Origin of the sequence: Bacillus sp. FSL K6-0042, assembly GCF_038006685.1 — a bacterium.
Taxonomy (GTDB): Bacteria; Bacillota; Bacilli; order Bacillales; family Bacillaceae_G; genus Bacillus_A; species Bacillus_A pseudomycoides.
Genome location: NZ_JBBOVS010000001.1, coordinates 2,299,429 through 2,323,520 on the forward strand (window position 1 = coordinate 2,299,429; position 24,092 = coordinate 2,323,520).

A 24,092-nucleotide genomic window follows, 5' to 3' on the forward strand; every position below is an offset into this window, starting at 1 on the left:
CAATATAATTCATCTAATCTACTAAAAGTATAAAAGAAAGATACAGAACTACTGTAATATACCTAAAATAGTGATCAAATGTATACGCCGATTACTATAAAATGCAAATATTGTTCGATTTCTTAACAAGGAGGGATTCAAAACATGAAGAGACGGGCAAAATTCTCAATAATCACAATTGGCACCATGCTATTTGGTGTATTTGTAGGAAGCATGGTCGGGACTTCTTTAAATCCCGGAAGTGACAACAAACAAGTCGCGAAAGGTGAAGAAATTGATGATGTAACTAACGCTGAAGGAATTATCATCGACTCTATGCACAAAATGACTCACCAAAAAGTAATGGCTAACGAGAAAAACGGTTTTATCGCAATGTCCCCTGATAATATAAAAAAACTCCGTCAACTAGTAAATAACAACGATATGTTAACAGACAAAGAAAAATACAGCCAGATTTTAGACCACTGGGAAAAAGGGAATTTCTCACAATCTATCGAGGAACATAATGACATGTGGGAACGAGCAGGTGGAATCACGCATGGGAAGGCGTATCGTTTAGCTACTCAAGAAGAAGAGAAATCGTATCTGGAGGAACAGAGTGAAAAGGAGCAAAAGAAAGAAGATAATTAAAATATCTATCTACTCGCTCAAAAGGCCCACCCTGATCTACTACTAATGCATCACGATACCTGTGCATCGTGTTAATGTCTTCTTCCATTGGACCAGGAGTTCCATACTGTCTTTTATAATGTGAACTACTTTTAGCAAAATCGATTCGGTATTTGGCGTCAAAAATATATTGATATTGATAGTTTTTCCCTTTCTTCTCAATCGCAAGCATTGTATCTGGCTTTTGAGTGACAGTTGGTAATGCTTTATTTCTTTTTTGAAAATAAAGCTCAATCACTTCATCTGTTTCAGGGTGCCTAAATGTTCTTTTTGCAGTTTTACTTTCATCAAGTGTCACATATAATCCATCTTGCCGAACTTTAATAATATCTTGATTCACCGTTACGTACTTTTTAGATAAAATTTGCCCCAGCTTTAAATACGTCCAATATTCATATAATCTCGCGACGTCTTTAACAGACATTTTGAAAATCTGTCCTCTTAGTGTTAGACCTCTCGATAACATTAGAAAAATTCAATACGCATCCCTATAACCAGATGCCATTTGAATGACAAGCGAAAAGACGGAACGATCCAGTTTTCCGATCCCATTCCAAAATGGATCATTCAACTCATTTTTCATTCGAGATTTCATTTTTCTTACGTTTTGAATAAGACCGTCATCAATTGGTAAACTCTTAAATCCAGAATCCTTTTCCAAAGATTTAAGTAAACCATCGATTTTATGTACCACTCTCTGAATCATCCACTTAACAAACCGATTTTCCAATGTATCGTAGGATACTTCCTTATAAGCTGTGATTCCTTTAGATGGAACCATATTTGCCTCTACCCCTTGAAACAAGTGAGGCCTTTTCCGTAAGTAATTCATTCCAACAGAATCAAGCCTACGAATCTTCTCTCCTTGTACGAGCTGATGACGCGTAGTAAGCGTATGATGCGGCTGTCTTTTAATATGAGAAATTGCCTTCATAAATCTATGAAAAGAGTCATTTAAAATTCGATAAAACTCACTTTTAGATGGACTAGTCGCATAGATTGTTGATGCTCCTAAGTAAGTCCTTTTCAATAAATGAAATGCCAAATTATAAATTTCATCGTTTACTTCTTCCAATAGCGCTCGATAGTCATCTTTATAATCAAGCTTTGATGGAAAAATCTCTAATGTGACTGTTAGTAGCGATTTTTTATTATCACGAATTTCAAACGTTGTATAACCTACTTCATTTGGAAATAAAAGATTTCCCATTAATATTTTCAATGAACCCATTTGAGTAGAGCTGATTGCCTTTCGAAGAGATGGATGTTCATGGTAAAAAGACAATTCTTGATCATTTTTAGGAACGATAACGAGCTGATAACTTCTATTCTCGAAAAAGATAGGAGGGTGCTCGGTTAATTCGCTAAGCTTTTGTAACCGAGCATCATATATCATGACAGAATCACTTGTCCCAGACACATGAAAATGCATCATTTCATCTGAAGCAATGGATTGATGTTTTTTTAAGCTTTCATATTTTTCATGATAGGGATTCCCTTTGAGAGTCAATGACAAATCTGCTGTCTCAATCTTAACTAGTTCTATATCGCCGTTAGATCCAGAAAGAGGTGAAGCCATCATACTCGAACCTCCTTAACATATGAGACAGCTTCTTAGCAGAACGAGGATACTTCGCATAAGACATAGCATCTTCGTTATCAAACTCTTGATTTGTACATAGCGTATATAATTTCTTTAATGCCTCTTCTGTCCGTCCATCACTTCCTGCAATACGCGGTAAGATCTTTTGATACATCTGATAGTCTAACGCCTCATCAAACGATAATAGTTCACTTTTTTCATTGTAAGCCATGTAAAAGCAAATTTCGTCACGTATCCGGTACCCCACTTGTGCTCCAATCGGTTCAAGAATTTCATTGATTTCAATTAAAATATGAGATACTTTCTTCACGAGATCTTTATTGAGCTGAAAACATTCTTTTAAATGAAGAAACGTGGCTGTCAAGGAATTATTAGAAACACGCTTTGCCTGCACTTCTTCTGCATCCATTAAAAAATCAAAGGAATCTAACTTCACTTGATTAAATTCAATCGTATTCGCACGATCCAGTACTTTTTTACTTAACGGATGTGTTGTTTCATCCATATTGACAGTTCCAATAACGTACACATTTGACGGAATCGTAATTCGTTTCCCAACAATCGATTCAGGAAGAACAGCCGATGTAACAATCTCTCTCCCTTCCCATTTTCGGCTTTCAATAACACTTAGAAAATCACTGAAATAGTACTCTACACGTGCTAAATTCATCTCATCAAGCACAACAAAATAAGGCTTGTCCGGATTCTCTGCTGCTTTTTCAAGAACTTGAATTAACGGTCTTTCTTGAAATTCCCCTTGAATATTCACATAGCCAAGTAAATCCGAACTATCACTCCAATCAGGCCGCACAGGAATCAACGTGAACTGTCCATTTTCCTCAGTTGCCCCTAAACTTTCAGCGAACCACTGAACAATTTTTGTTTTTCCTGTCCCTGAAATACCAGACAAAATAACAAAAGGCTTCGTTTTTAAAGAAAGGAAAAAGTTAATAATATCTTGCTTATCGTAATAGAAACCTTTGCTTTTCATATAAGAAGATACATGATCTACAATTTCCTTCCCATTCAAATCCATTTCTTTTTGCTGCTCGTAAATCATTGCACGATTATTCCCTTTCTCTCTAAAGGCAATGTATCCCTCATAATAGCTAAGCATTTCTTTTAAATCTTCCACTAATTCTGCTTCACTTGGTATTTGATTACCATCATATACAATGTATGCCGCTGTTGAATTTGCATAGCCTTTTGCTTTTGGACTTGTACCCAGGAAAATCCCATCATCTTTTTTCACTTTTGTAGACATATGTATATGTTGACGGATTTCTTGTTTAATTTCTTCCATTTCCTCTTTAGAAGTTTCAGTTACTCCTTGCGCTAGCGTTAAATATAATTGTTTCATATCTTCGCTAAATAAATAAACGATATAATACCCTCGCTGCGTCGATGTCGTAATGTCTTTATTCATGATAGCAAGCCATGGCACAGCGGCCCAATTCCCTTGTCCAACTGAGCCCGTAACAACGTACTGATTATGATCGATAAAAGATAAACGAGTTATCTCCGTTGTTATTTCATTTCGAACAACTGAACCAAGTTTATGACCTGCAAATTTTTCTGTTCTCGCTTTTAAATATTCATGCATAACAGTTAAAAACTTTTCACGTAAGTTACTATCCATCATATCGTCCTCTTTACTATTCTCTTCTAAATATTGTTCAACTGGAACCCAACTATCGTTAATTAATCCTACCTTCTCAAGCCACATTAACAAATTATGAGTGCGTTCCTTGGCTACTGATTCAACCATTAAATTATCCCCTCGTGAATTTCGAACAATCTTCATTCCTAAATTCACTAAAGCCTCTTTCTTTTCAACCTTTGAATAACTACTTAAAAGTTCGAGTACAAATAGGGCAATTTGAAAATATTCCTGTTTCAAAATCAAATTGCGAATAAAAGCATCCTTATTTTTTGATTCAATATATTCATTTAATATAATTGTATTAATCTCATGATCATCATTTAAAAAACCTAACAATCTTAAGTCTTGACGTCCACGAGATTTCACTCTATATAAGTTCCCATCAATTTGGTGACTGAGATTTTTCGGATCATATGTATTATCCATTACTTCTTTTAAAAATGTGATCACTTTATGACATTGCTCACATGGTAGATCATCTGTTTGAAATTCTTTGAATATAATAGCTTTCGAATTATTAATCGTTGTTACATTTACAAAAGGTAATTCTGCAAATAATGATATAAGAAAAGCATTACGCTCCTCTTCCTGCACAAAATCCGTAATGTTTATTACTCGGACATTTATGAATTTTTGACAAGCTTGTTGAAGAGCTTCATAATTCACACTAAAGTGTGAAAACTTCTCCGATCCTTTTTCAGGTAAGTATTCTCTTTCAGCATATATCTCTTTTTCACCTATCTTCGTACTCCAACTAAAGTCACTATCAACGATATCAGCAATTCGCAGTCTAATTTTGGCAATTTCAATGATTATTTTATCTAGCATTTTTATCCCCCGTAGCGACAATTAATTACAATTACTGTTATTTTATCAAACTATCATAAAAGAAAACATCATTCGGATAAAATGATATCATCCCAATAAATATATCGACTTTCCAATACATTACTCCCTAATATTAATCATTTAAACAAGTTATTTACTCAAAGGTACTAACAATACCTACACTCTTATATCCTGGGAATTTTTACTTATATGGTGAAATTAATTCATAATTTGTATTTATTATCTATAGGAGGAGGACCTTCATGCTGAACATTGATAAGTATGCTCCAAGAAAAATATTTAAAAATAATCGGAAAAAGTATTTTTTGATCCGATAAGAAAGAAGCTTATTCTACAAACACCAGAAGAGATAGTTAGGCAAAAGTTTGTCCAATATCTAATTTTAGAAAAAGATGCACCAAAAGATATGATTGAGTTAGAAGTACCAATGTCGTATTTTGTTCCAAAAGCAAAAGGGCGGGCAGACATTATAGTCTACACCTTAGAACATAACAATCGTGTTCCTATTTTAATAGTCGAATGTAAATCACAAAATACTCCGTTGATAGATGACGTATTTGATCAAGTATATAACTATGAAGAACTTCTATATGCTAACACTGTTGCAGTCACTAACGGTGTTGAAGTTTTTGTTGAGGCGTGGAATGAAAAATCTAAGTGTTACATGCCGTTAAAAGAATTACCTAATTACATAGATTTAGTTAATGCGAATAATTTTAAATACATTACTAATGAGCCCTTTGTTTATCAAAAAAGGAAGTTTGAATATTTCACCCAAAAGGATGTTATTGATTTTTATAAAGGGCATTTTGGGGGAATTGCAAATGAAAACCTATATTCCTTTATTATTAATCTTAATGAATTACTTTGGGATGACACTGTGAAAATTCCATACAAAGAGCTATATGGAGTAAAGTATCTAGAAGATGTTGGTATAAGATATACAAAATTCGGGAACGTAGCAGGATATGATTGGACTGGCCAATACCGTTCGATAATAAATGAAGATACCAGCCATTTCTATATCATCACGATAAATACGAATCATGTGCTCTTTTACTTCTAATACCTCAGCCAACTCACTAATCTTCATTTTTCCTCTTGCATGAAGAAGTTCAATCATGCAAAGACAATTACTTAGTTTACTCATATATTTCCTTCTTTCTATTCATAGGTACTTATTTCTACCGTACCGTAGAAACCACTATAAAAATTAGAAAAAGAGAACGAAACTGTTCTCTTTTCAAGAAAGACTTTTAAATTTTCACGCTTTAAATCAACTAAGGTACGCGCTTATTTATCTTTTCATCAGAGATATCAAACAAGAAATAAATCCCTATATTTTGTAACACTTCTCTGCTCACAGATTCTTCTAATTTATTACGTAATATTTAAATGACTTTAGCAATCCGACTTGTAATCTATAATACTCAGACGCTCGTATCATTTTCAATTAACTTTGTCACTTTATTTTCTACGTATTGTTGTGTATCAATAGAATATTGTTTTTTACTTCAAATGATTATAGAATAAGCCTGTTGTATATAAAACGGTTACTCCTATTTTATCATCTTTCTGAAATTTTTTATTTGTTATCCTCAAGCAGAAACTCTACTACCAACACCGAATGATCTGAGTATCCAAGCAACCGCTCCCGATGCGAAAAATACCCTTCCAAAATTGCATCCTTTAAAGAAGGAGACACAAAAGCGTGATCGATACGGAAACCATTTCCCTTCGTGCTATACCATGAATATCCGGCAAACGATCCATGCGTATGTCGCCACACATCCCTCCAGCCAAGATCAATCAGTTCTTTCATATACTCGGCACTATAAAACGGAGCACCTTGCGCATCTTCCGGCAAGCCGGTGTTAAAGTCTCCGATAATAATAGATTTCGTATTACTGTGCTCCCTGGCAAATACGTTGACTTCCTTCCAAAAGTCCAGTTTCTCTTGCGGGTTATGGTTGTTCGTAGGAATGTGAACGGCAACGACATGCAGACCCTGTTTAACGAGTTTAATTTCCAACCAGCGTTCTTTGTTCATTTCTCTTTTATAAAAAGAAGGTACGACTTCAAATTGGTGTAAAGATGCAACAAGGATGCTGTTTTTCTTGAATTGCCCACCGCTTGTCTTCATATACACATATCCAGCATCTCTCAATAGCTCCTGCAGTCTGTCACCTTTTTTTCCTTCCCAATACTCCGTTACAACCAAAACGTCAGGTGCATGTTTCTGAAGCTGCTCCGCAATTTGAGGTATGCGTTTCTCAGAGCCGCCTTGTCTAATGTTCCATGTTAAGATTTTCAATGGTATTCTCCCTCTCACCCATTTTATAGAAGGTTACTTTACAACTTCCATCCTTTTTCTCACAACCTCACCCAAGCACCTTACTCCCCGCTATCTCAGTTAATAAACTTATAACACCCTGACATTCCTCTTGACCAAACAACTCATTCATCACACCCACTACTTCTTCGTCATTTGACCAATCGGAAATATTAAACGTGCTCGTATAAATCCGTGTATAAGCCGCTTCCGGCTTTTTAGCCCTTGCACTTATTTTTATCCCTCTATCTTCGAGCCTTGTTAGTAAGGCTATTCTTTTATGAAATTCAAGCGGGCCAATTTCTATTGTGAATTTCAATCTGTTATCTTTTAAACGTTCAAACCACATAACGACACAATTATTGAACCACCAATTCCATTTTGGTACACCAAATTGTTCTTCGAGTAAACGGAACTCTGGCATAATGAATGATGGAAGTCTATGATGGATATTATAAAAGTCTCCTTGAAAGCCTTGTTGATGAACGAATAATTGAAATGCATTCGCTAAAGTATCCTTTTCTGTCTGATTACTTTTCAATCCTGCATTTTCTGAGACAGGATCTTCCTCATTCTCCTGTTCATATATGATACCCTGTATCGTTTCCGATACCGCTGCGATGACTTCATTGAAGCTACTGTCATTATACATTTCATTCATTACACGAAGAATTTCATCTTGATCTGCCCAATCACTTATCTTTTCATATCCTGCATAAATTCTTGTGTACATTGATCCAGATTCTTTAGATCTTCCTTTAATATTGATTCCGTTTTCTTCTAACTTACATAATAACTTTAATCTCTGTTTGTATTCTAACGGCCCAACTTCAATAATAAGTTTCATGCGCCCATCTGCTTTTCTTTCAAACCAAGTAATGAGAGCGTTATTTAGCCACCACTCATGAGTTGGGACGCCGACAACATCATCAAGTTGTTTCCATTCTGGGAAAATAAAAGAAGGAATTCGAATATGTTCGTGATAGCAGTCATTCGGAATTTGATTTTGATCTACAAATTGTAAAAAGGACTCTCTCATTACACTATTTCCTGCCTCACGTATAAAGGTGAGAGTTTCAGCGTAATTCATATAAATTTTACGAAGGTCCTCTTTCTCTTCCACACTTAAGCCTTTCACCATATCTAACAAATTATTATTTGCAAACTTCCCAGCTACTTTTCCATCACCGCTTAGGCATAGAAAATCAACGGCATCTTTATGATTTTTATATATAGTTAGCGCTAGTTCAATATCTTCCTCATCGCGAACGAGTTCGCCTTCTAATATATCAATATAATAGGAAAGAAAATCTTTAATCGTACTAGACGTATACTCGCTGTTAATTTCTAGTTGGCCTTTCAATATATTTAATATATCTCCATAATCTAAAATAAAATATTCCTTATGACTTGGAGTGCTACCATCTAAACTTAAAAATATTGGAATAATAGTATATCCTTCATATTTATCATTAACAAAATCTAAGTAATTCTGTAATTGTCCATCTGATTCCGATGACTTATATTTATTTTCAATCAGAATCACAATCTTTTGCGACTCTGATATTGCTAAAATATCAATTCGCTTATTTTTACTCGTCTGTACTTCGCGAAAAACTTCCAAATCTTCAAGGGATTGCTTATGTAATTTAATGAAATTATACTTACTAATTAAATCTTCATTTTCTATTTTTACAAACGTTTTAGAAAGCAACTTATTTACAAAGAACGAACTTAAATGATGATTTCCCTTTGGATCAAGTAACCAAGAAATCATGTTAGAATGCCTAATCTCAAACTTATCTACCTTTAATATTTTAAAAGGATTAAAACGATTAAACTTACTATGCAACTTCTCAAACTCAATGGAATTATCTAAAAGCGATAAAATCTCAAAATTGTAATCCATTTCTAGCACCACCATTTATAAGATTATAAAACAAAAGAGTTATTATAACTGAATTATACCTTACAATGTGGCACTATCTACGTCGTATATCTCATCTTTTATATTACTCTTCAAATATATCAGCAATTCAATATAGAATAGTAATCACTCAACACACTCCAAACAAAAAAGCCCCCCTCAAAAGATAACCACCGAGAGACTCACTCGATCCACCACTAGATCTACCATGTTTCCATGCAATAGAATAGCCGTAACTCTGACACCAGCATACGTTGAGACGATGTCTTTTTCTATAAGTTCTGGAGATTAAGCTCTACAGGATTAATTCCAAACACTTTACTTAACTAAAAATAGAGTTAATTTTCATTATATTGAGACTTTTTGAACAAAAGGATATAATTTATTTATATTTATACGCTTTCATTTTTTATTCCGTAATAATGCTTTCCAAATCATTTCAATCAAATAAGGAGGTCGATAGATTAGCAAAGACCAACGCTAGCACGAAACTAGAGCGTACACATACACAATAGTTTTCAAGTGCAGGAAAAGAAATTTGTTCAAAGGAGGGTTTTTATAATGTCTCAATCCACCCAGCGCGCAAATACGCGACGCATTACAGGTAACATCTTTAAAGGTTCAGTTGGAAATCTGATTGAATGGTACGACTGGTACGTCTATTCTGCTTTCGCCGTGTATTTCTCAGCAGAGTTCTTCCCTAAGGGAGATTCGACCAGTCAACTGCTCAACACAGCAGCAATCTTTGCCGTTGGCTTCTTGATGCGCCCGCTCGGAAGTTTGTTGATGGGTCGTTATGCGGATCGTCACGGACGCCGTGCTGCATTGACGCTTTCTATCACTGTTATGGCTAGTGGTTCTTTAATTATTGCCTGTACCCCAAGTTATAGCACCATTGGTATCATGGCCCCTATTATTCTAGTTCTCGCACGTCTGCTTCAAGGGTTGTCATTAGGTGGAGAATATGGAACTTCGGCTACATACCTGTCCGAGATGGCCAGCAGCGGCCGCCGCGGTTTCTACTCAAGCTTCCAGTATGTAACACTCGTTGCTGGACAGCTGGTAGCACTAGGCGTTCAGATCGTCCTTCAGCAAATACTCAGCGAACCGGATATGAAATCTTGGGGCTGGCGTATTCCTTTCATTATCGGGGCAATGGGAGCAGTAGCTGTATTGTGGCTGCGTCGCACGATGGATGAATCGGAGCAATTCTCAAAAATGGGTTCTGAAAGCCGGGAGAACGCTGGAACCATTCGGGCTCTAATGAAACACCCTAAGGCAGTGCTGACAGTGGTCGGACTAACGCTCGGCGGAACTGTTGCCTTCTATACTTACACGACGTATTTACAGAAGTTCATGGTGAATACTGTAGGCCTTCCTAAGGAAGTTGTCAGCTGGATTAACTTTACCGCCCTATTGGTATTCGTCGTACTTCAACCGCTCGCTGGTATGTTATCCGATCGGATTGGACGACGTCCGCTATTGATTGGTTTCGGCATCCTCGGAACTTTACTGACAGTGCCACTGTTCCTAATCATGGAGCAAACGAAATACCCTATCGTTGCTTTCTTACTTATGATGGTAGGTCTCATTATTGTCACCGGTTATACTTCCATCAATGCGATCGTGAAAGCCGAGCTCTTCCCAACTGAAATCCGCGCCCTTGGCGTGGGATTCCCCTACGCAATCACTGTTGCAGTGTTCGGCGGGACAGCGGAGTTCATTGCGTTATGGCTGAAGAGCATTGGACACGAGTCGCTCTTCTACTTCTATGTAGCTGGTTGTATTGCGATAAGCTTCATCACTTATTGGCGTATGGCTGAGTCTTCGAAAACTTCTCACATTGAAGCCGAATTGGATGATGAAAATACGCTAGCTGCTCGCAACTCTGGTTCAAGGCACTCATAAGTATCATAAATGTCTATTTTAAAACAAAGATTCACCCTGAAAAATCCCTTGATAAACAAGGGATTTTTCAGATAAGAAGTCTTTCTCTAACATATTCGACTGACTGAACTTTATTGTTACCTCAACAGATAACCTCTTTATAGAAGAAAAGAATCCACACTAACGAAAAGAAATACTTTCTACGTAGAAAACATCACCCCAACAAAAACCCCTGCTGTAACGGATCTCTCGGATCCATTACAAATTGATGGAATCCTGTAATAAATGCCTGCCCAGTAACTTTTGGAACAATTGCCTCATATTCATCTACTTTTGTCACGGACAATACTTCACCGATAAATTGTCCGTCAGTGATACATTCATGGATGAAACTTTCTTCCTTCTGCAAGGCACTCTTTTCAAAAAGAGTGGCAAGTCTTGCGGAAGTACCAGTTCCACAAGGAGAACGGTCTACTTGCCCATCAGCAAAAATGGTCACATTTCGTAACGTTGCATCTTTTCCATTTGGCTCATCTGAAAAGATAACGCCGTATATTCCTTTTAAATCTTCTTCAAGAGGGTGTGTTACATCCATTTGGCTTTCAATGTAGTGTTTAATTTTCCCACCCCACGTTTGAATAGCTGATAAATCTTTAAAATTCACTTTCAAATCAAGTTCTTTACTGTCGACAACGGCATAAAAAGCCCCTCCAAAAGCAATATCTACTTGAAATTCATAGCCATCAATTTTTATCGGAATATCTTTCTTGTAAACAAAAGAAGGAACATTTTCAAATGACACGGATTCTACTTGGTTTCCACTATATGTTGCGTACGCAATAACCTCTCCTGCAGGGCTATCAATAATAAACTTTTGCTTTTCGCCTGTCACTTCGAACATACCCGTTTCAATTCCTACTGTGACGACAGCGACAATTCCATGGCCGCACATTGTACTCCAGCCTTCATTATGCATAAACAATACCCCAAAATCAGCATGAGGACTTGCCGGCGGTGTAATGATACAACCATACATTCCATGATGCCCTCTTGGTTCATATATCAAAACTTCGCGAAGATGGTCCAAGTGCTCCATACAATAAGCTCTTCTTTCTAATTGCGTTTTTCCTTTTATCTCTGGCACTCCGCCTGTAATAATACGTAATGGTTCCCCCGCTACGTGTGCGTCAATTGTTGTATATATTTTGCTAATCTTCATTTCTATCTCCTCCGTGTTTGTATTTTAAAAGTGTCTTGCTTTTTTATTAGCAAGTATTATGCCAACGTAAAAAAACGAATATTCAGTCATTTTATTTACATTTCTTTTCAAAAGTTGTATCCTTTTAGCGACAAAACTGTCTACAAGTGTCTACTTTTGTGTACGACTTAAAGGGGGATTCTATGAAACAATTTGATTTTTTTGCGGGGCCTACTTTACATACATTACTCTCTTATGTAGAAGAAGCGATTTCTATCGTAAATACGCAAGGTGTGATGCTGTATTGGAATGAAGCGGCGGAAAAAATGTATGATATTAAGAAAGAAGAGATTATCGGAAGGAATGTTCAAGAGTTTTTCTTAAAAGAAGATATTATGAATTTAAAAGTTTTGAAAACAGAGCAACCGGTTCGAGATATTTATCACTTCCCGCGGCCAGATAAGCATGTATTGATTAGTACAACTCCCATTTATGATGAAAATAACGAACTGATTGGCTCGATGTCCGTAGAAAAAGATATTACTGCGACGATTAAATTAAACGAAAAGTTATCCTCTACATCTGAAGAACTCCAGCAACTCAAACAACAAATGATTCAAAATAATCGAGACGATCCCTTCAGTAATATAAAAGGAAATAACTTGGCAATCCAGCATATCATTCACGACATGAAAAAGGTAGCGAAGACAGATGCGACGATTTTAATTACTGGGGAAAGCGGTGTTGGAAAAGAGATTTTTGCACAAGCGATCCACGAGGCAAGTTTGAGAAGTAAGAAAACATTTATTCCGATTAATTGCGGTGCCATTCCTAATGCTTTGTTTGAGAGCGAGTTATTTGGTTATGAATCAGGAGCATATACCGGAGCTGCTAAAGGGGGCAAACCTGGAAAAATAGAATTAGCAGACGGCGGTACTTTATTTCTAGATGAGGTAGGCGAACTCCCACTTGATATGCAAGTGAAACTACTGAGAGCTTTACAAGAAAAAGAGATTTATCGAATCGGAGGACAAACACCGAAAAAAATTAACGTCAGAATTATTGCCGCAACGAATCGTATATTAGAAGATATGGTATTAAACGGAACGTTCCGGTCTGATTTATTTTATCGGCTCAACGTATTTACTGCCTGTATTCCGCCGCTTCGGGAACGAACGGATGACATTTCTTACTTAGCTCATCATTTCTTCAGAGAATTTTCGTTCAAATATAACAAACCAACCCCTTTCGTTCATCAAAAGGCAACTGAGCGATTACATGCATATTCTTGGCCAGGTAACATCCGCGAGTTACGTAATTTCATAGAACGACTGATTGTTCTTCACGAAGGTAGCGAAATATACGAATCAGACATTCTCAAGCTACTGCCGCAAGCAAAATCTTTTTCAGAGCCCGTTAGCCAAGCTACACTTTCACTTACTGAAGAAAGAGAAAGTCTAGAAAAAACACGCATTCTTCAAACGTTACAAAAGACTTATGGGAATAAGAGTGTTGCGGCGAAAAAATTAGGAATGTCACGGGCTAATTTGTATAAGAAGATGAAGAAGTATGAGATTACTTTTGATAAAACGGATATTTAATATATTAATCCCCGAATCATAGGCTTTTTTAAAGCGCCCTTTTATGGAATAACTGAGTAACTTCTATTAGCTGAGGCTGAGGGACTACGGGGATACCTAATCAAATAGAAACCTTAGTTATTAACCGTATAAAAAATAGTTTCATAAGATACTTTGTGACAAATAACTAAAAGGTGTGATTCAAATGATTAAGGAAGAAGTTCAAAAGCTGCTTAATAATTTAATTCAACTCGAAAATTTATCGTCTTCCATCTATTTAGCCATGTCTGCCGATGCGAATCGTAAAAACTATACTGGTATGGCACATTGGCTAAAGCTTCAGTCGGACGAAGAGCGAAAACATATGTTGAAGCTTATTGATTACTTAGCAGGAAAAGATGGAATCGTACAAATACTTGCAATACCAGCACAATCTGCAGATTTTGGTACACCACTAGAAACTTTTGAGAAGGCGTTAGAACATGAACGTTTTGTAACAAACGCATACCGGCAAGCTTATGATTATATTACTCAAGTAGATTCTCAAACCCTGATTATTATTCTAGATTTTTTAAGGGAACAAATTGAAGAGGAAAATCAAACCTTAACCATCGTAGAACGGTTAAAAATAGCAAAGGATAATCCAGCTGCTTTATTGTTATTAGATCAAGAGTTGGGACAAAGGAAGAACGGTGGAGCAGTAGAAGCAAACGGATAAAAATCAAATCTTTCTTTTGAACATTGGAAATGACTCAAACTTCATGCCTAAAGATGCATGCAAAACTAATTTAAGCCAATTGAAGAATGTGTATATGGAGTATCATCAATATTTTGACATAAAACCCTCCCTAGAATTATTAATGGAACATAATACTGTTTAAATACATCAAGAGATACCATAACAGCCAAACGCTTTTTTGAAAAAGTATTGGCTGTATGGATTATCTTCTGATAAATTTAACCAGGTATCCTTTAATGATTTTAAACTGGCCTTTTTTCTCCGTATGCAATCGATTAACTCAAATAAATCCTGTGTACTGCGAGTGATTCGAGTTAAGTCTGTAACATAAATAATGTCATCTTCCTGTAAATCCTCTAACATTTTTTGGAGTTGTTCGCGATCCTTTGTTGCTCCAGAAACTTTTTCTTCAAAAATAATATCCATTCCGATTTCGTTCAGTTGCTGAAATTGTCTTGAAGGATTCTGGCTAGTAGAACTGACACGTATATAACCGATTTTCCGCAAAATATCACCTCATTTTTGATACAAGTCTTATGAGACACTCCTAACTATGATTTTTTCAGTCTACTTCATTTATATCAATAGAGTACACTCTATTGATACAAGTCTTTCAAACCCTTAATATGACTAGGTTTGTTTCGTTATCGTTGTAAATCCGCATAATCCTGACGCTACCCCATTTATGAAATCTTACAAGATTGTCATATTTATGTAAGGTTATTAGATAGTTCATTTACTATTTCAATGTGATAATAAATGTATAAGAAATACATAAAATCACTTATTTTAATATCAAATAGCTCTTACATGTGGAGGTTTTAAAATGAAAAAATATATTTTACCTTTAATACCATTTATCCTAGGGATAGGATCTCTAGTTAGTTATAATACTATCGGATCTAAAGTTGCATCGGATGGCACTCTTGTAGAACCATTCTATTTACTACCAATGGGTTATGTATTTTTAGCTATCAGTATAATTAGTCTTTTGGTAAGTAAAATGAAAAAAGTTAACAAGTAGATAAAAAAAGATCCTTAATAAGGCTCTTTTTTTATGTTTCCCTCTTGTTTTGAAAGTAAACTTTTAAATATTTGTTTACATTCAAATACCTGAAAACATTGACCCCATCTCAAATCTTCTGATATCCTCAAAACACAAAACAAAAGTATACATTCGAAATGCTGTAAATAAGCAAGTTATGGATACATACTACTAGTTCTCATAAAACAACTTATCAGCAGCCAATCTATCTAGAAACCTAAAAAAATCCCTTCAGAAGATCTGAAGGGATTTTTCGTTCATATAATCTGTATCATTAGTAATTACTCACTATTATTCTTCCTATTTTTTGTAAAGTCTCTTCAAGGTGATACCATTCAACATCTGTATCAGTAGTTTTAATTAGACCTATTACAATAATCTTTCTATCTTTAAATTTGAAATATCCTATGTCATTACAGACCCCATCGAGACCACCAGTCATATGATACCAATTATAATGTTTATTTAACTTAAAACCATCTTCATCATTTTGTTGTTCTAAGCTCTTTATAATCAAATGATTAGAAATACTGTCCAAAAGTTCTCCTTCTAATAAAAGTGACAAGATTTTATATATTCCATTAGGAGTACCTAAGTTATTGGCTATGTCTTTATTATCATCATCAACTTTTATTTCTATATTTAACTCTACAAGTTGGCGATTTATTTCTTCACTTGATATTTTTTCCAATAACCTTTTATAAGAACTACCGCAATGCTTACTGATGGCATTAAAAATATCTTCTTTTTTTATATTGGCATTTTTAGCTAAAGCGAAAATGGCTGTAATTAATTTTGAAACGCTTGCTAATGGAAACCAATCATTTTCATTTATCACTATTTGCTCTTTTGTTTTAGTATCTAGTAAATAAAACCCTAATTTAACATTTGACGGTATTAACTGTGTGATCTCACTCTTTAAAATCATTGCTCTCTCCTATTCCAACTTCTATTTTTTACGCAATGCTTAGAATCAATATATTTTTTAGTTCAGTCGGATAAGCGAGGGGCATCACTGCCTCTAACTCTCCTAAGAACCGTACGTGACAGCTTTCCCGTCATACGGCTCAAGCCTTCTTTTTATCCAAACAACTTCTTACTTGACGCAAGGTACATGTACTAGCTTTGTAACCTTATTTGAGTGTACTGGTAAATCACGTATAATAACCTTTTCTCCATTTTGTAGTGGTTGTCTGCATAACGCACAACGATACCCTTGTTTTTTCGCCAGTTTAATTCTATCTAAGGTATTAGTTCCATCAAAGACCTTACGGTCTCGCTTTTCCCAGTATTCTTTAAGAGTAGGGTCATCGGGACTGTTCTTATATAAGACCATCACATGCCGTTTGATTTTAAACCAAGGCATTTGTAAGAGCTGGATATTTGTTAGAGGACAGGTCGGAGTCCAAGATTTCTTGCCTCCGTGATGAGGCTTTTTGAAGTAAGTCTTCTTTATCCATTTCCATGATTTCTTAGGGTGCAATCGGATAAGATGTTTACATATTTTCTCGAAAATATAATGACCGATTTTATCATATGTCTTTTGAGATACGACATGTCTCCAATATTGTCCATACCCTCTAATAATTGGGTTTAACACTTTAATGAGTTCCCTAATAGGCTGTCCTCTCATGATGCGGAACGTATCCCTTATCTTTTCCTTTGCCTTCTTAACGCTATCTTTGCTGGGTTTAATCAGTAATTTATTCCCTTGCCACGTTTTGTACTGACGTACGGAAAAACCTAGGAAATCAAATCCCTCTTCAATGTGAGTCACCTTTGTTTTTTCAATACTCAGCTCAAGTCCTCTTTTATTCAAGTACGGTTGTATCTTTTCATATATGGATTGAGCCTGTTGTTTCGTTTCTGTTAAGACAACGAAATCATCCGCGTATCGAACAATCGCTATTTTGCATTTAGGATGAATTGTGTAGCTTTCATTGAATTTATATGTCTTTCGATATATAACGCCAAGTTCCTCCTCCATTCCGTGTAATGCAATGTTAGCTAGAAGCGGGGATATAATTCCTCCTTGCGGAGTTCCTTCCTTTGTTTCAGAGAAAGAATGTTGATCTATATATCCAGCCTCCAACCATCGCTGAATCAGTGTTTTTCCTGGAAAACTATAAGTTTGTTTTCGTATCCAATGATGACTTAGATGGTCAAAGCATCCTTTAAAATCACCTTCAAATATCCACTTTTTCTTACTGTTTGTGTTAATCTTATTAAAGATATTACTAATGGCATCGTGTGTACTCCGCTTCGGTCGGAACCCGTATGAGGCGGGTTCAAATCGTGCTTCCCATTGCGGTTCTAGCGCCGTTTTCACCATATTTTGATAGACTCTGTCTTTGATAGTTGGAATACCGAGAGGTCTCAGTTTTCCGTTTTTCTTAGCGATATAGGTTCGTTTCGCTGGCTTGGGAAGATGTTGAAATATACTGAGCCTCTTTAGCTGTCGGTATAATTCGTTTCTTTTGCCAGAATGAAGTGCTGTATAACCGTCTACTCCAGAGGTACGCTTTCCATTATTCTGTTGTGTTACTTTTCTAATGGACAACAGTAAGTTAGCTTCACTCCGTAGGAGTAATCGTTGAAGTTTCCTGACTCTTCTAAGTTTCTTTTGTTGTTCGGCACGATAAATTCTTTGTCGTAGCTTCATCACATACTTTTGGACTGTATGCCAATCTACTGAATTCCAATTTGTATATGAAGCGTGCGCCGACGCTCTTTCTGAGGTGTTCATAACTGCACGCTCCTTTTCATCAGAAGTTAACCACAAATGTATTTATGTGTTGAAGACCTATGGGAAGTGGGCCCTCTTTCAAGTCTGTCATAATGTGTCCAAAAGGACGACAGTATCCGTTCAGTTATACATTTTTTGCTTTCCTGTTACCTTTCGGTATAACGGCATTTGCTTTCTCCCATATCCCATACCCTCTGTTACATCGTTTGACCTTTCGATCTCTCTACTGTTTATACAGATAACATAGGGCTTACCAAGTTCCACATTCCACAGATGCGATAGGGTTAGGCAGGTTCTTTACTCCGAGCAAGATGCGGGACGCAGCACAGTAGTATTATGACCCTACTTTTCCTCTTGCCAATACCCAAGCAAAGCCATGCATTATCTTGAGCTAACGTTTACGAAGCTTACAAACCTTCACTCTCGTTTACCATACCTATCTTCTCCTAGCAGTGTTCCGGACCATGCATTTGTCCTCTGTTTCCGCATTTCCTCATGCAACCTACATTCCCGTTACCAGAAATACAGTTTCGGATGGAGACCTTCTTTGCGTCTAGAGGGGTAGCGTAAGCTACACTGTGGGAATGCAACTTCTTGTCGCACCATAATCATCGTTATTGGTAGTTAGGCTTCTTTAGTTGAATGGGAATGTTTTGATCCAGTAGAAGAATGCAAAACCTCCAGCTACAAATAAAGCAGCTAAAATGAATGTTATTAGAGGTATTTTATTTTTCATGCTTTTTCCTCCAATGATTTAATCTTAAGCTAATTTAGTTAATATAACATGCGTTATTGGAAGTTGTAATGTGGTCTCTTGTTTTAAACGGTTAACTAACTTTAAATTTTTTCCATTTTGACGACATGCTCAACGCCGCGAAAAAATAAGTTTATTTTCTGTTCCTGAAAGTAACCTTTTTATATTTTCTCTATGCTTGAAAATAACTATAAACGTCATTAGGAAAGCAAATATATAAAAATATATGGTATTCCCAAAAATTGGAACGAATGAGATAGCTGCAAAAAGCATTGTAGCGCATATTGTGCCTAAAGAAACATAACGGGTAAAAACTACTATCATCACAAAAAAACAAATGCATAAAATGGCCATAACCCAGTTGATCATAAACATCACAGCTACTCCCGTAAGTGCTCCTTTGCCCCCTTTAAAACCAAAATATATCGGCCAGTTATGCCCTATAATCACTCCTGCGCCTGCCGCTAAAAGGCTTACGCAATCTTTAGCCTCTTCTGAATAAAAGTAAACGCTAAGGAACAATCCTATAAAACAGGCAATTATCCCTTTTAATATATCTCCAGCAAGAACAAATACTGCAGCAGATTTACCAAGTACCCTCAGGGTATTGGTAAGCCCGGCGCTTTTGCTTCCATGGTTTCTTATGTCCTTTCCGTATATTTTCCCTACAATCACCGCTGTATTAAGGCTGCCTAAAAAGTATCCCAAAGCTAAGGCCGCAAAAATTTTAAAAATATCAATCATCACTCTACTCCCTTTAAATTATTCTAATTTTCTTTTATTTCATTTTATCAGAATATAGTATGTAGCAAACTATGAATATCGTATACATGCTTGGTTAACATAACGTCTCATTATCGGTAGTATCCAAAAAGGCTCGTTATTGGTCAAAATAACCCTCAGCGCAAGAAAATTCTGGCATCTTAATAATAATTGAATTAGTTACAAAAATTATGGTTTTTGGTAAATATCTATTAAAATCATTGCTTGAATCATGCGGAATCGAATGGGTTATTACATTTTATGTAAGTTACTTTTCACTTCACGGTACGATTGCTCCTTCTACCCCTATAATAAGAAAAGGAGATTTATTTAATTATATATAAGTGTAAAACAAGTGTCCGACGCTCGTTCCACACTATAATATATGCTGTCCTATTCAATATAGTGCAATGAATTTTAAGTAATCTAATTTAGTTTTTCTTATTTCAAAATGAGAAAAATAACTATTATACAAGCCCGCACACAAATAGATATATTAAATATCATATTAAAGTAGGTATGGAAACACTCAAAAAACAAAAATAAACGGAGGTTTTTTAATTGAGTGAACAAGAAAACAAAAACAATCACCATAAAGATTGTAAGGTTAAAGCGGAAACACAAATTCCATTCAGTGATACTCCAGCAACGCCTCTTCTTACAAGAAATCCAATAGTTAAAATTCCAGTTGTATTAGCAGAAAGAACACTTCAAATTGTAGTAGAAGCAAATATCCCACTTTGTCCACCAGCAGTAGAAATTAAAAGAGTATTAAAAGATGTATTTTTACAACAATGTAAACTAGTACCTGTTGAATATGAACCAATTGATGGAACAGGGTATTTACGAGTAACAAGAGCAAAATTATTTGTAGAAGGTTTTATTCGTAAAAATATTGAATATGCTGCTAAAGACTGCAATGGCGTGATTCATGATAAAATTGCAAAGGTTCGATTCTCTGGTTTTGCTGACTTAACTCGAAATGACTTTTCTTCTAACCCAATCATAGCTTTTTCTTCAGAAAATAAAGCTCGTTTTATTAATCCAAAAAACACTGATGTTCCTCGTTTAGACAAATTCTTCTTTGAAAATAATGTTTTCTATAATGAACAACCATTTTGTGAAATAATTAGTGCAGAATTTTATGAGCTTGACTTCTCACCATGTCATAATGATCATGATAAACATCATGGAGAATCATGTGGTAAACCTCATGAAAAAGCATTTGACCACTTACGTGAAAAAATCGTTCTTGATCTTACTTTGAAAGTATTACAAACTCAACAAGTAAGAATTGGTGGAACAACTGGACAATCTAGCTGCTAATTAAAAATTCCCATTAATATTCTTAAATCAAGTCAGTTATTTTGCAACATTTCATGCACTAAAAAAGGAGAATCCCATATTCTTTTTGGGATTCTCCTTTTTTATTTAAAGATTGCTCACACAAATGATCTGCACATCAATTCATCTTTGATATACAGATCATTTGTATGATAATTTTTATAAATAATTGCGAAATAAACAACTTACATAAATGCTTTTAAAAGCTCTTGTACGAATGGAATTACTCCACCTACAAATTTTAAAACTGTCATTGCGATTGCCATGTTATTTCCTCCTCTTTTTTCGTATTAAGGTATGATAATTTTTATAAATAATTGCGGAATAATGAACTTACATTACTGCTTTTAAAAGTTCTCCTACTAATGGAAGTACTCCACCTAAAAATGATAAAACTGCCATTGCGATTGCCATATTATTTCCTCCTCTTTTTTGAGTATTAAGATGTGGTAAATCTTTATACTCTTATTACAGTAAGCACTTACATTTATATCAATATATATTTATATATATTTATATACAATATTACATATAGAGGGCAACGAAATATCACATTTTCGCATTAAGACATGTATTGGAAATTAATTGTTCCCTAAAACAAAAAAATGAACTGAATTCTCATAGACAACTGTAGTGAGATAAAATTTTTGTTTTGGGGTACTCCAAAATATTAGGTTGATGGGCATGGTATTTTAAAATCTTAGCTTGATGGGTATGCGGCAGAACCCCTACAAGAACAGAAGCATCCTTAACGAATTGAATCGTAGGTAGTAGGATACTGTACATACCCCTTACACGGTTTATAGCATGTGATTTGAAAATAAGACGCTAGTTTGTTACATATAACTTTCCGCCAATCGCTTCGTGTTTTCTAAAAGGACTATATTTATTTTTTTTCATACCAAAGTCTTTAAAATCAATAATTGCATTCGCTTTCCGCTCCATAACAACTCTTTCCCCTTTAAACAAATCCTGTTGTTCTAACTGCATCACTATCCCCGCCCTTTCCTTTCAAATTTCACATTTTTCTACACAACTTGATTATACTCATCTTTTTCCATTTAGAGAGTATAAATTTTAAGCTGAACAATAGAATCAAACAAAAAATTTCATATAATTAAAATGAACGAAACAAAGTGAAACAGAATAAAGAGAAAGGTGACTTTTCGTTCAAAATTGAATGAAAAGTCACCTTTCTTGTTTTGTATTCAGTGGCCTCCTTTAATAGGAGTCTTTTTTTATATTGAAAATTCAAACAATCATTATTACAATTGTCTCTCTGCTTCAATTTCCAGAGATTCTTCATGCCACCAAAGTGCTTCTTCTGGGTCTTGCTTCGCTATTTCGTGTGCTTCTTTTTTCGTTTCTACAGTCGGGTACGAACCTTTCAATGCACGACCTGACGTTGTTATAAATAGTAGGCTAAATACAATTAAGCCGATTAAGCTGACACCAGTTAAATAAAATGCGGGTGCAAGTGCATTTCCAGTAGCATGAACTAAATATGAACATACGAGCGGTGTTGTTCCACCAAATATGGATACGGAGATATTAAATGATATCGAGAGTGCACGATAACGTACATCTGTGAAAAAGAGAGATGGTAATAAGGAAGGCAATGTTCCTTCATAAAAACTAAGGAAGAAACCTAAAATAAAGATACCTATAAAAATAGCCACAATATGTCCATTACCGATTAGTAAAAAGGCAGGAATTGAACATAATGTCAAACCCAGTAATCCGAATTGTACTACACGTTTATTACCAACTTTATCGCTTAATTTCCCGAAATAAAGCGCCAGTGGAATCATGAGTGCCATCGTAATTGAAATAATGATTAAACCAGTCGTTTCTTTGATTTTTAATACTTGTGTTAGATAAGAAGGAATATAAGAAAGGATCATATAGTTTGTAATATTAAAGAAGGCAACAATTACTGTGCTTAAAAGAAAGTCTTTTTTATGATATTTCAAAATATCAATAAACGGAATTTGTTCATCTTCTTCAGAGTCTCTCTGCGCTTTTTCCATCTCTTGGAATATAGGAGATTCATCTAAATGACGGCGTAAATATAAACCGACCAAACCAATTGGCGCAGCAATTAAGAACGGGATACGCCATCCCCAGCTAAGCATTTGTTCATCTGTTAACACTACCGTCAAAACGGTAACGATTACCGAAGCGGCGATGTAACCAGAAAGCGTCCCAATTTCAAGACCACTACCGAGTATACCACGCTTCTTATCGGGGGAAGATTCAGCGATATACACCATCGCTCCTGAATATTCGCCTCCTGTGGAAAATCCTTGAACCATACGAGCAACTAATAATAAAATCGGTGCCCAAATTCCAATTTGTTCGTAGGTTGGTAGTAGCGCAATAAATAATGTGGAAAGTGCCATTAAAATAATAGTTGTACTTAACACAATCTTTCGGCCATATTTATCACCAATTCTACCGAAGAAAATACCACCAATCGGCCTAACTAGAAAGGCGGCAGCAAATGTACCAAATGTAAGTACAAGTTGGAGACCACTATTGTGGACACCAGAGAAGAATAATTGACTTAAAATAACCGCTAAATACGCATATAAGCCAAAGTCGAACCATTCCATTGCATTCCCAATACCAGTGGCAACAACAGCTTTCCTAGCTTGTTTAGGATTAACAATATTAACATCTTGAGGTCCAAAATCTAAATCGTTTTTTTGTTGCATATAATAAAAACAGCTCCTTATTTCATTTAAAATCATTAAGCACACTTTCTCTTATAGAATAAATTCAATACGAAGCACTTAAGGAAAAGCACCCTCTCCTTACCTGTTATTATTGTTTCATAAAATTAATTCCCTGTCTAACGACATGGATTGTAGGTTAATGAATAAAGCGCTTTCATAGAGGGATTTACACCTCATAAATATTTCGAAAATATCCGTATACCTCATATTTCATACAGAAATATTGAGTATCCTTCTCCTATACCATTTATTTTCC

16 protein-coding genes and 3 pseudogenes are annotated in these 24,092 nt (G+C 35.5%); 7 read left to right on the forward strand and 12 right to left on the reverse strand.

Annotated features, from left to right (window positions below):
* Positions 1–144: 144 nt before the first annotated feature.
* Positions 145–630, forward strand: a complete 486-nt coding sequence (locus tag MHH45_RS11820) for a DUF6241 domain-containing protein (RefSeq protein WP_088094401.1) — start codon at positions 145–147, stop codon at positions 628–630.
* Here MHH45_RS11820 and MHH45_RS11825 read toward each other — a convergent pair.
* A pseudogene (locus tag MHH45_RS11825) lies at positions 617–2,248 on the reverse strand (DUF2357 domain-containing protein); the annotation flags it as partial. The gene MHH45_RS11820 and the pseudogene MHH45_RS11825 sit on opposite strands and share 14 nt — an antisense overlap.
* Positions 2,223–4,763: an MrcB family domain-containing protein gene (locus MHH45_RS11830; protein ID WP_088094402.1), complete on the reverse strand. Its 2,541-nt coding sequence runs from the start codon at positions 4,761–4,763 to the stop codon at positions 2,223–2,225. The pseudogene MHH45_RS11825 and the gene MHH45_RS11830, both read right to left, overlap by 26 nt.
* Positions 4,764–5,133: 370 nt before the next feature.
* Here MHH45_RS11830 and MHH45_RS11835 point away from each other — a divergent pair, with 370 nt between their 5' ends.
* Positions 5,134–5,850, forward strand: a complete 717-nt coding sequence (locus MHH45_RS11835) for a type I restriction enzyme HsdR N-terminal domain-containing protein (RefSeq protein ID WP_283936165.1) — start codon at positions 5,134–5,136, stop codon at positions 5,848–5,850.
* On the opposite strand, the pseudogene MHH45_RS11840 reads toward MHH45_RS11835, so the two are convergent.
* The 3 genes and pseudogenes from MHH45_RS11840 to MHH45_RS11850 all read right to left on the reverse strand — a co-directional run.
* Positions 5,785–5,934, reverse strand: a pseudogene (locus MHH45_RS11840) (helix-turn-helix transcriptional regulator); the annotation flags it as partial. The gene MHH45_RS11835 and the pseudogene MHH45_RS11840 overlap by 66 nt on opposite strands.
* Before the next feature lie 435 nt (positions 5,935–6,369).
* The gene (locus MHH45_RS11845; RefSeq protein ID WP_249922725.1) at positions 6,370–7,098 is read right to left on the reverse strand and encodes an endonuclease/exonuclease/phosphatase family protein; all 729 of its coding nucleotides are present in this window, start codon (positions 7,096–7,098) and stop codon (positions 6,370–6,372) included.
* A gap of 67 nt (positions 7,099–7,165) precedes the next feature.
* The gene (locus MHH45_RS11850) at positions 7,166–9,025 is read right to left on the reverse strand and encodes a PDDEXK-like family protein (protein ID WP_088094405.1); all 1,860 of its coding nucleotides are present in this window, start codon (positions 9,023–9,025) and stop codon (positions 7,166–7,168) included.
* Between the two features lie 579 nt (positions 9,026–9,604).
* Between MHH45_RS11850 and MHH45_RS11855 the strand changes: the two genes are divergently transcribed.
* Entirely contained in the window at positions 9,605–10,951 is a 1,347-nt protein-coding gene (locus MHH45_RS11855) for an MFS transporter (protein ID WP_088094406.1), read from the forward strand.
* Between the two features lie 193 nt (positions 10,952–11,144).
* Here the strand turns inward: MHH45_RS11855 and MHH45_RS11860 are convergent, their stop codons facing one another.
* Entirely contained in the window at positions 11,145–12,149 is a 1,005-nt protein-coding gene (locus tag MHH45_RS11860; protein ID WP_088094407.1) for a proline racemase family protein, read from the reverse strand.
* Between the two features lie 182 nt (positions 12,150–12,331).
* Between MHH45_RS11860 and MHH45_RS11865 the strand changes: the two genes are divergently transcribed.
* Together MHH45_RS11865 and MHH45_RS11870 are read left to right on the forward strand one after the other, a co-directional pair.
* A complete protein-coding gene (locus tag MHH45_RS11865) occupies positions 12,332–13,729 on the forward strand; it encodes a sigma-54 interaction domain-containing protein (RefSeq protein ID WP_088094408.1) in 1,398 nt (465 codons plus the stop codon).
* Between the two features lie 184 nt (positions 13,730–13,913).
* On the forward strand, positions 13,914–14,426 hold the full coding sequence (locus tag MHH45_RS11870; RefSeq protein WP_088094409.1) for a ferritin: 513 nt from the start codon (positions 13,914–13,916) through the stop codon (positions 14,424–14,426).
* A 207-nt stretch (positions 14,427–14,633) separates the two neighbouring features.
* On the opposite strand, the pseudogene MHH45_RS11875 reads toward MHH45_RS11870, so the two are convergent.
* Positions 14,634–14,954 (reverse strand): annotated as a pseudogene (locus MHH45_RS11875) (recombinase family protein); the annotation flags it as partial.
* Between the two features lie 319 nt (positions 14,955–15,273).
* On the opposite strand from MHH45_RS11875, the gene MHH45_RS11880 reads away from it, so the two are divergent.
* Positions 15,274–15,471, forward strand: coding sequence for a DUF3955 domain-containing protein (locus MHH45_RS11880; RefSeq protein WP_088094411.1), 198 nt, complete (start codon positions 15,274–15,276; stop codon positions 15,469–15,471).
* A 295-nt stretch (positions 15,472–15,766) separates the two neighbouring features.
* On the opposite strand, the gene MHH45_RS11885 is transcribed toward MHH45_RS11880, so the two are convergent.
* From MHH45_RS11885 to plsY, 3 genes are all read right to left on the reverse strand, one after another.
* Positions 15,767–16,420, reverse strand: coding sequence for a serine hydrolase (locus tag MHH45_RS11885; RefSeq protein ID WP_088094412.1), 654 nt, complete (start codon positions 16,418–16,420; stop codon positions 15,767–15,769).
* A 168-nt stretch (positions 16,421–16,588) separates the two neighbouring features.
* Positions 16,589–18,238 carry a group II intron reverse transcriptase/maturase gene (ltrA, locus tag MHH45_RS11890; protein WP_088094673.1) on the reverse strand — a complete coding sequence of 550 codons (1,650 nt, stop codon included), beginning with the start codon at positions 18,236–18,238 and terminating at the stop codon, positions 16,589–16,591.
* Between the two features lie 865 nt (positions 18,239–19,103).
* Entirely contained in the window at positions 19,104–19,736 is a 633-nt protein-coding gene (plsY, locus tag MHH45_RS11895) for a glycerol-3-phosphate 1-O-acyltransferase PlsY (protein ID WP_088094754.1), read from the reverse strand.
* A gap of 579 nt (positions 19,737–20,315) precedes the next feature.
* Here plsY and MHH45_RS11900 point away from each other — a divergent pair.
* Positions 20,316–21,080, forward strand: a complete 765-nt coding sequence (locus MHH45_RS11900) for a CsxC family protein (protein WP_340862337.1) — start codon at positions 20,316–20,318, stop codon at positions 21,078–21,080.
* 846 nt (positions 21,081–21,926) lie between these two features.
* Here MHH45_RS11900 and MHH45_RS11905 read toward each other — a convergent pair.
* Positions 21,927–22,088, reverse strand: coding sequence for a hypothetical protein (locus tag MHH45_RS11905; RefSeq protein ID WP_170927937.1), 162 nt, complete (start codon positions 22,086–22,088; stop codon positions 21,927–21,929).
* Between the two features lie 275 nt (positions 22,089–22,363).
* Positions 22,364–23,815 (reverse strand): MFS transporter, encoded by a 1,452-nt coding sequence (locus MHH45_RS11910; RefSeq protein WP_077295167.1) that lies wholly within the window; start codon positions 23,813–23,815, stop codon positions 22,364–22,366.
* Between the last annotated feature and the right edge of the window lie 277 nt (positions 23,816–24,092).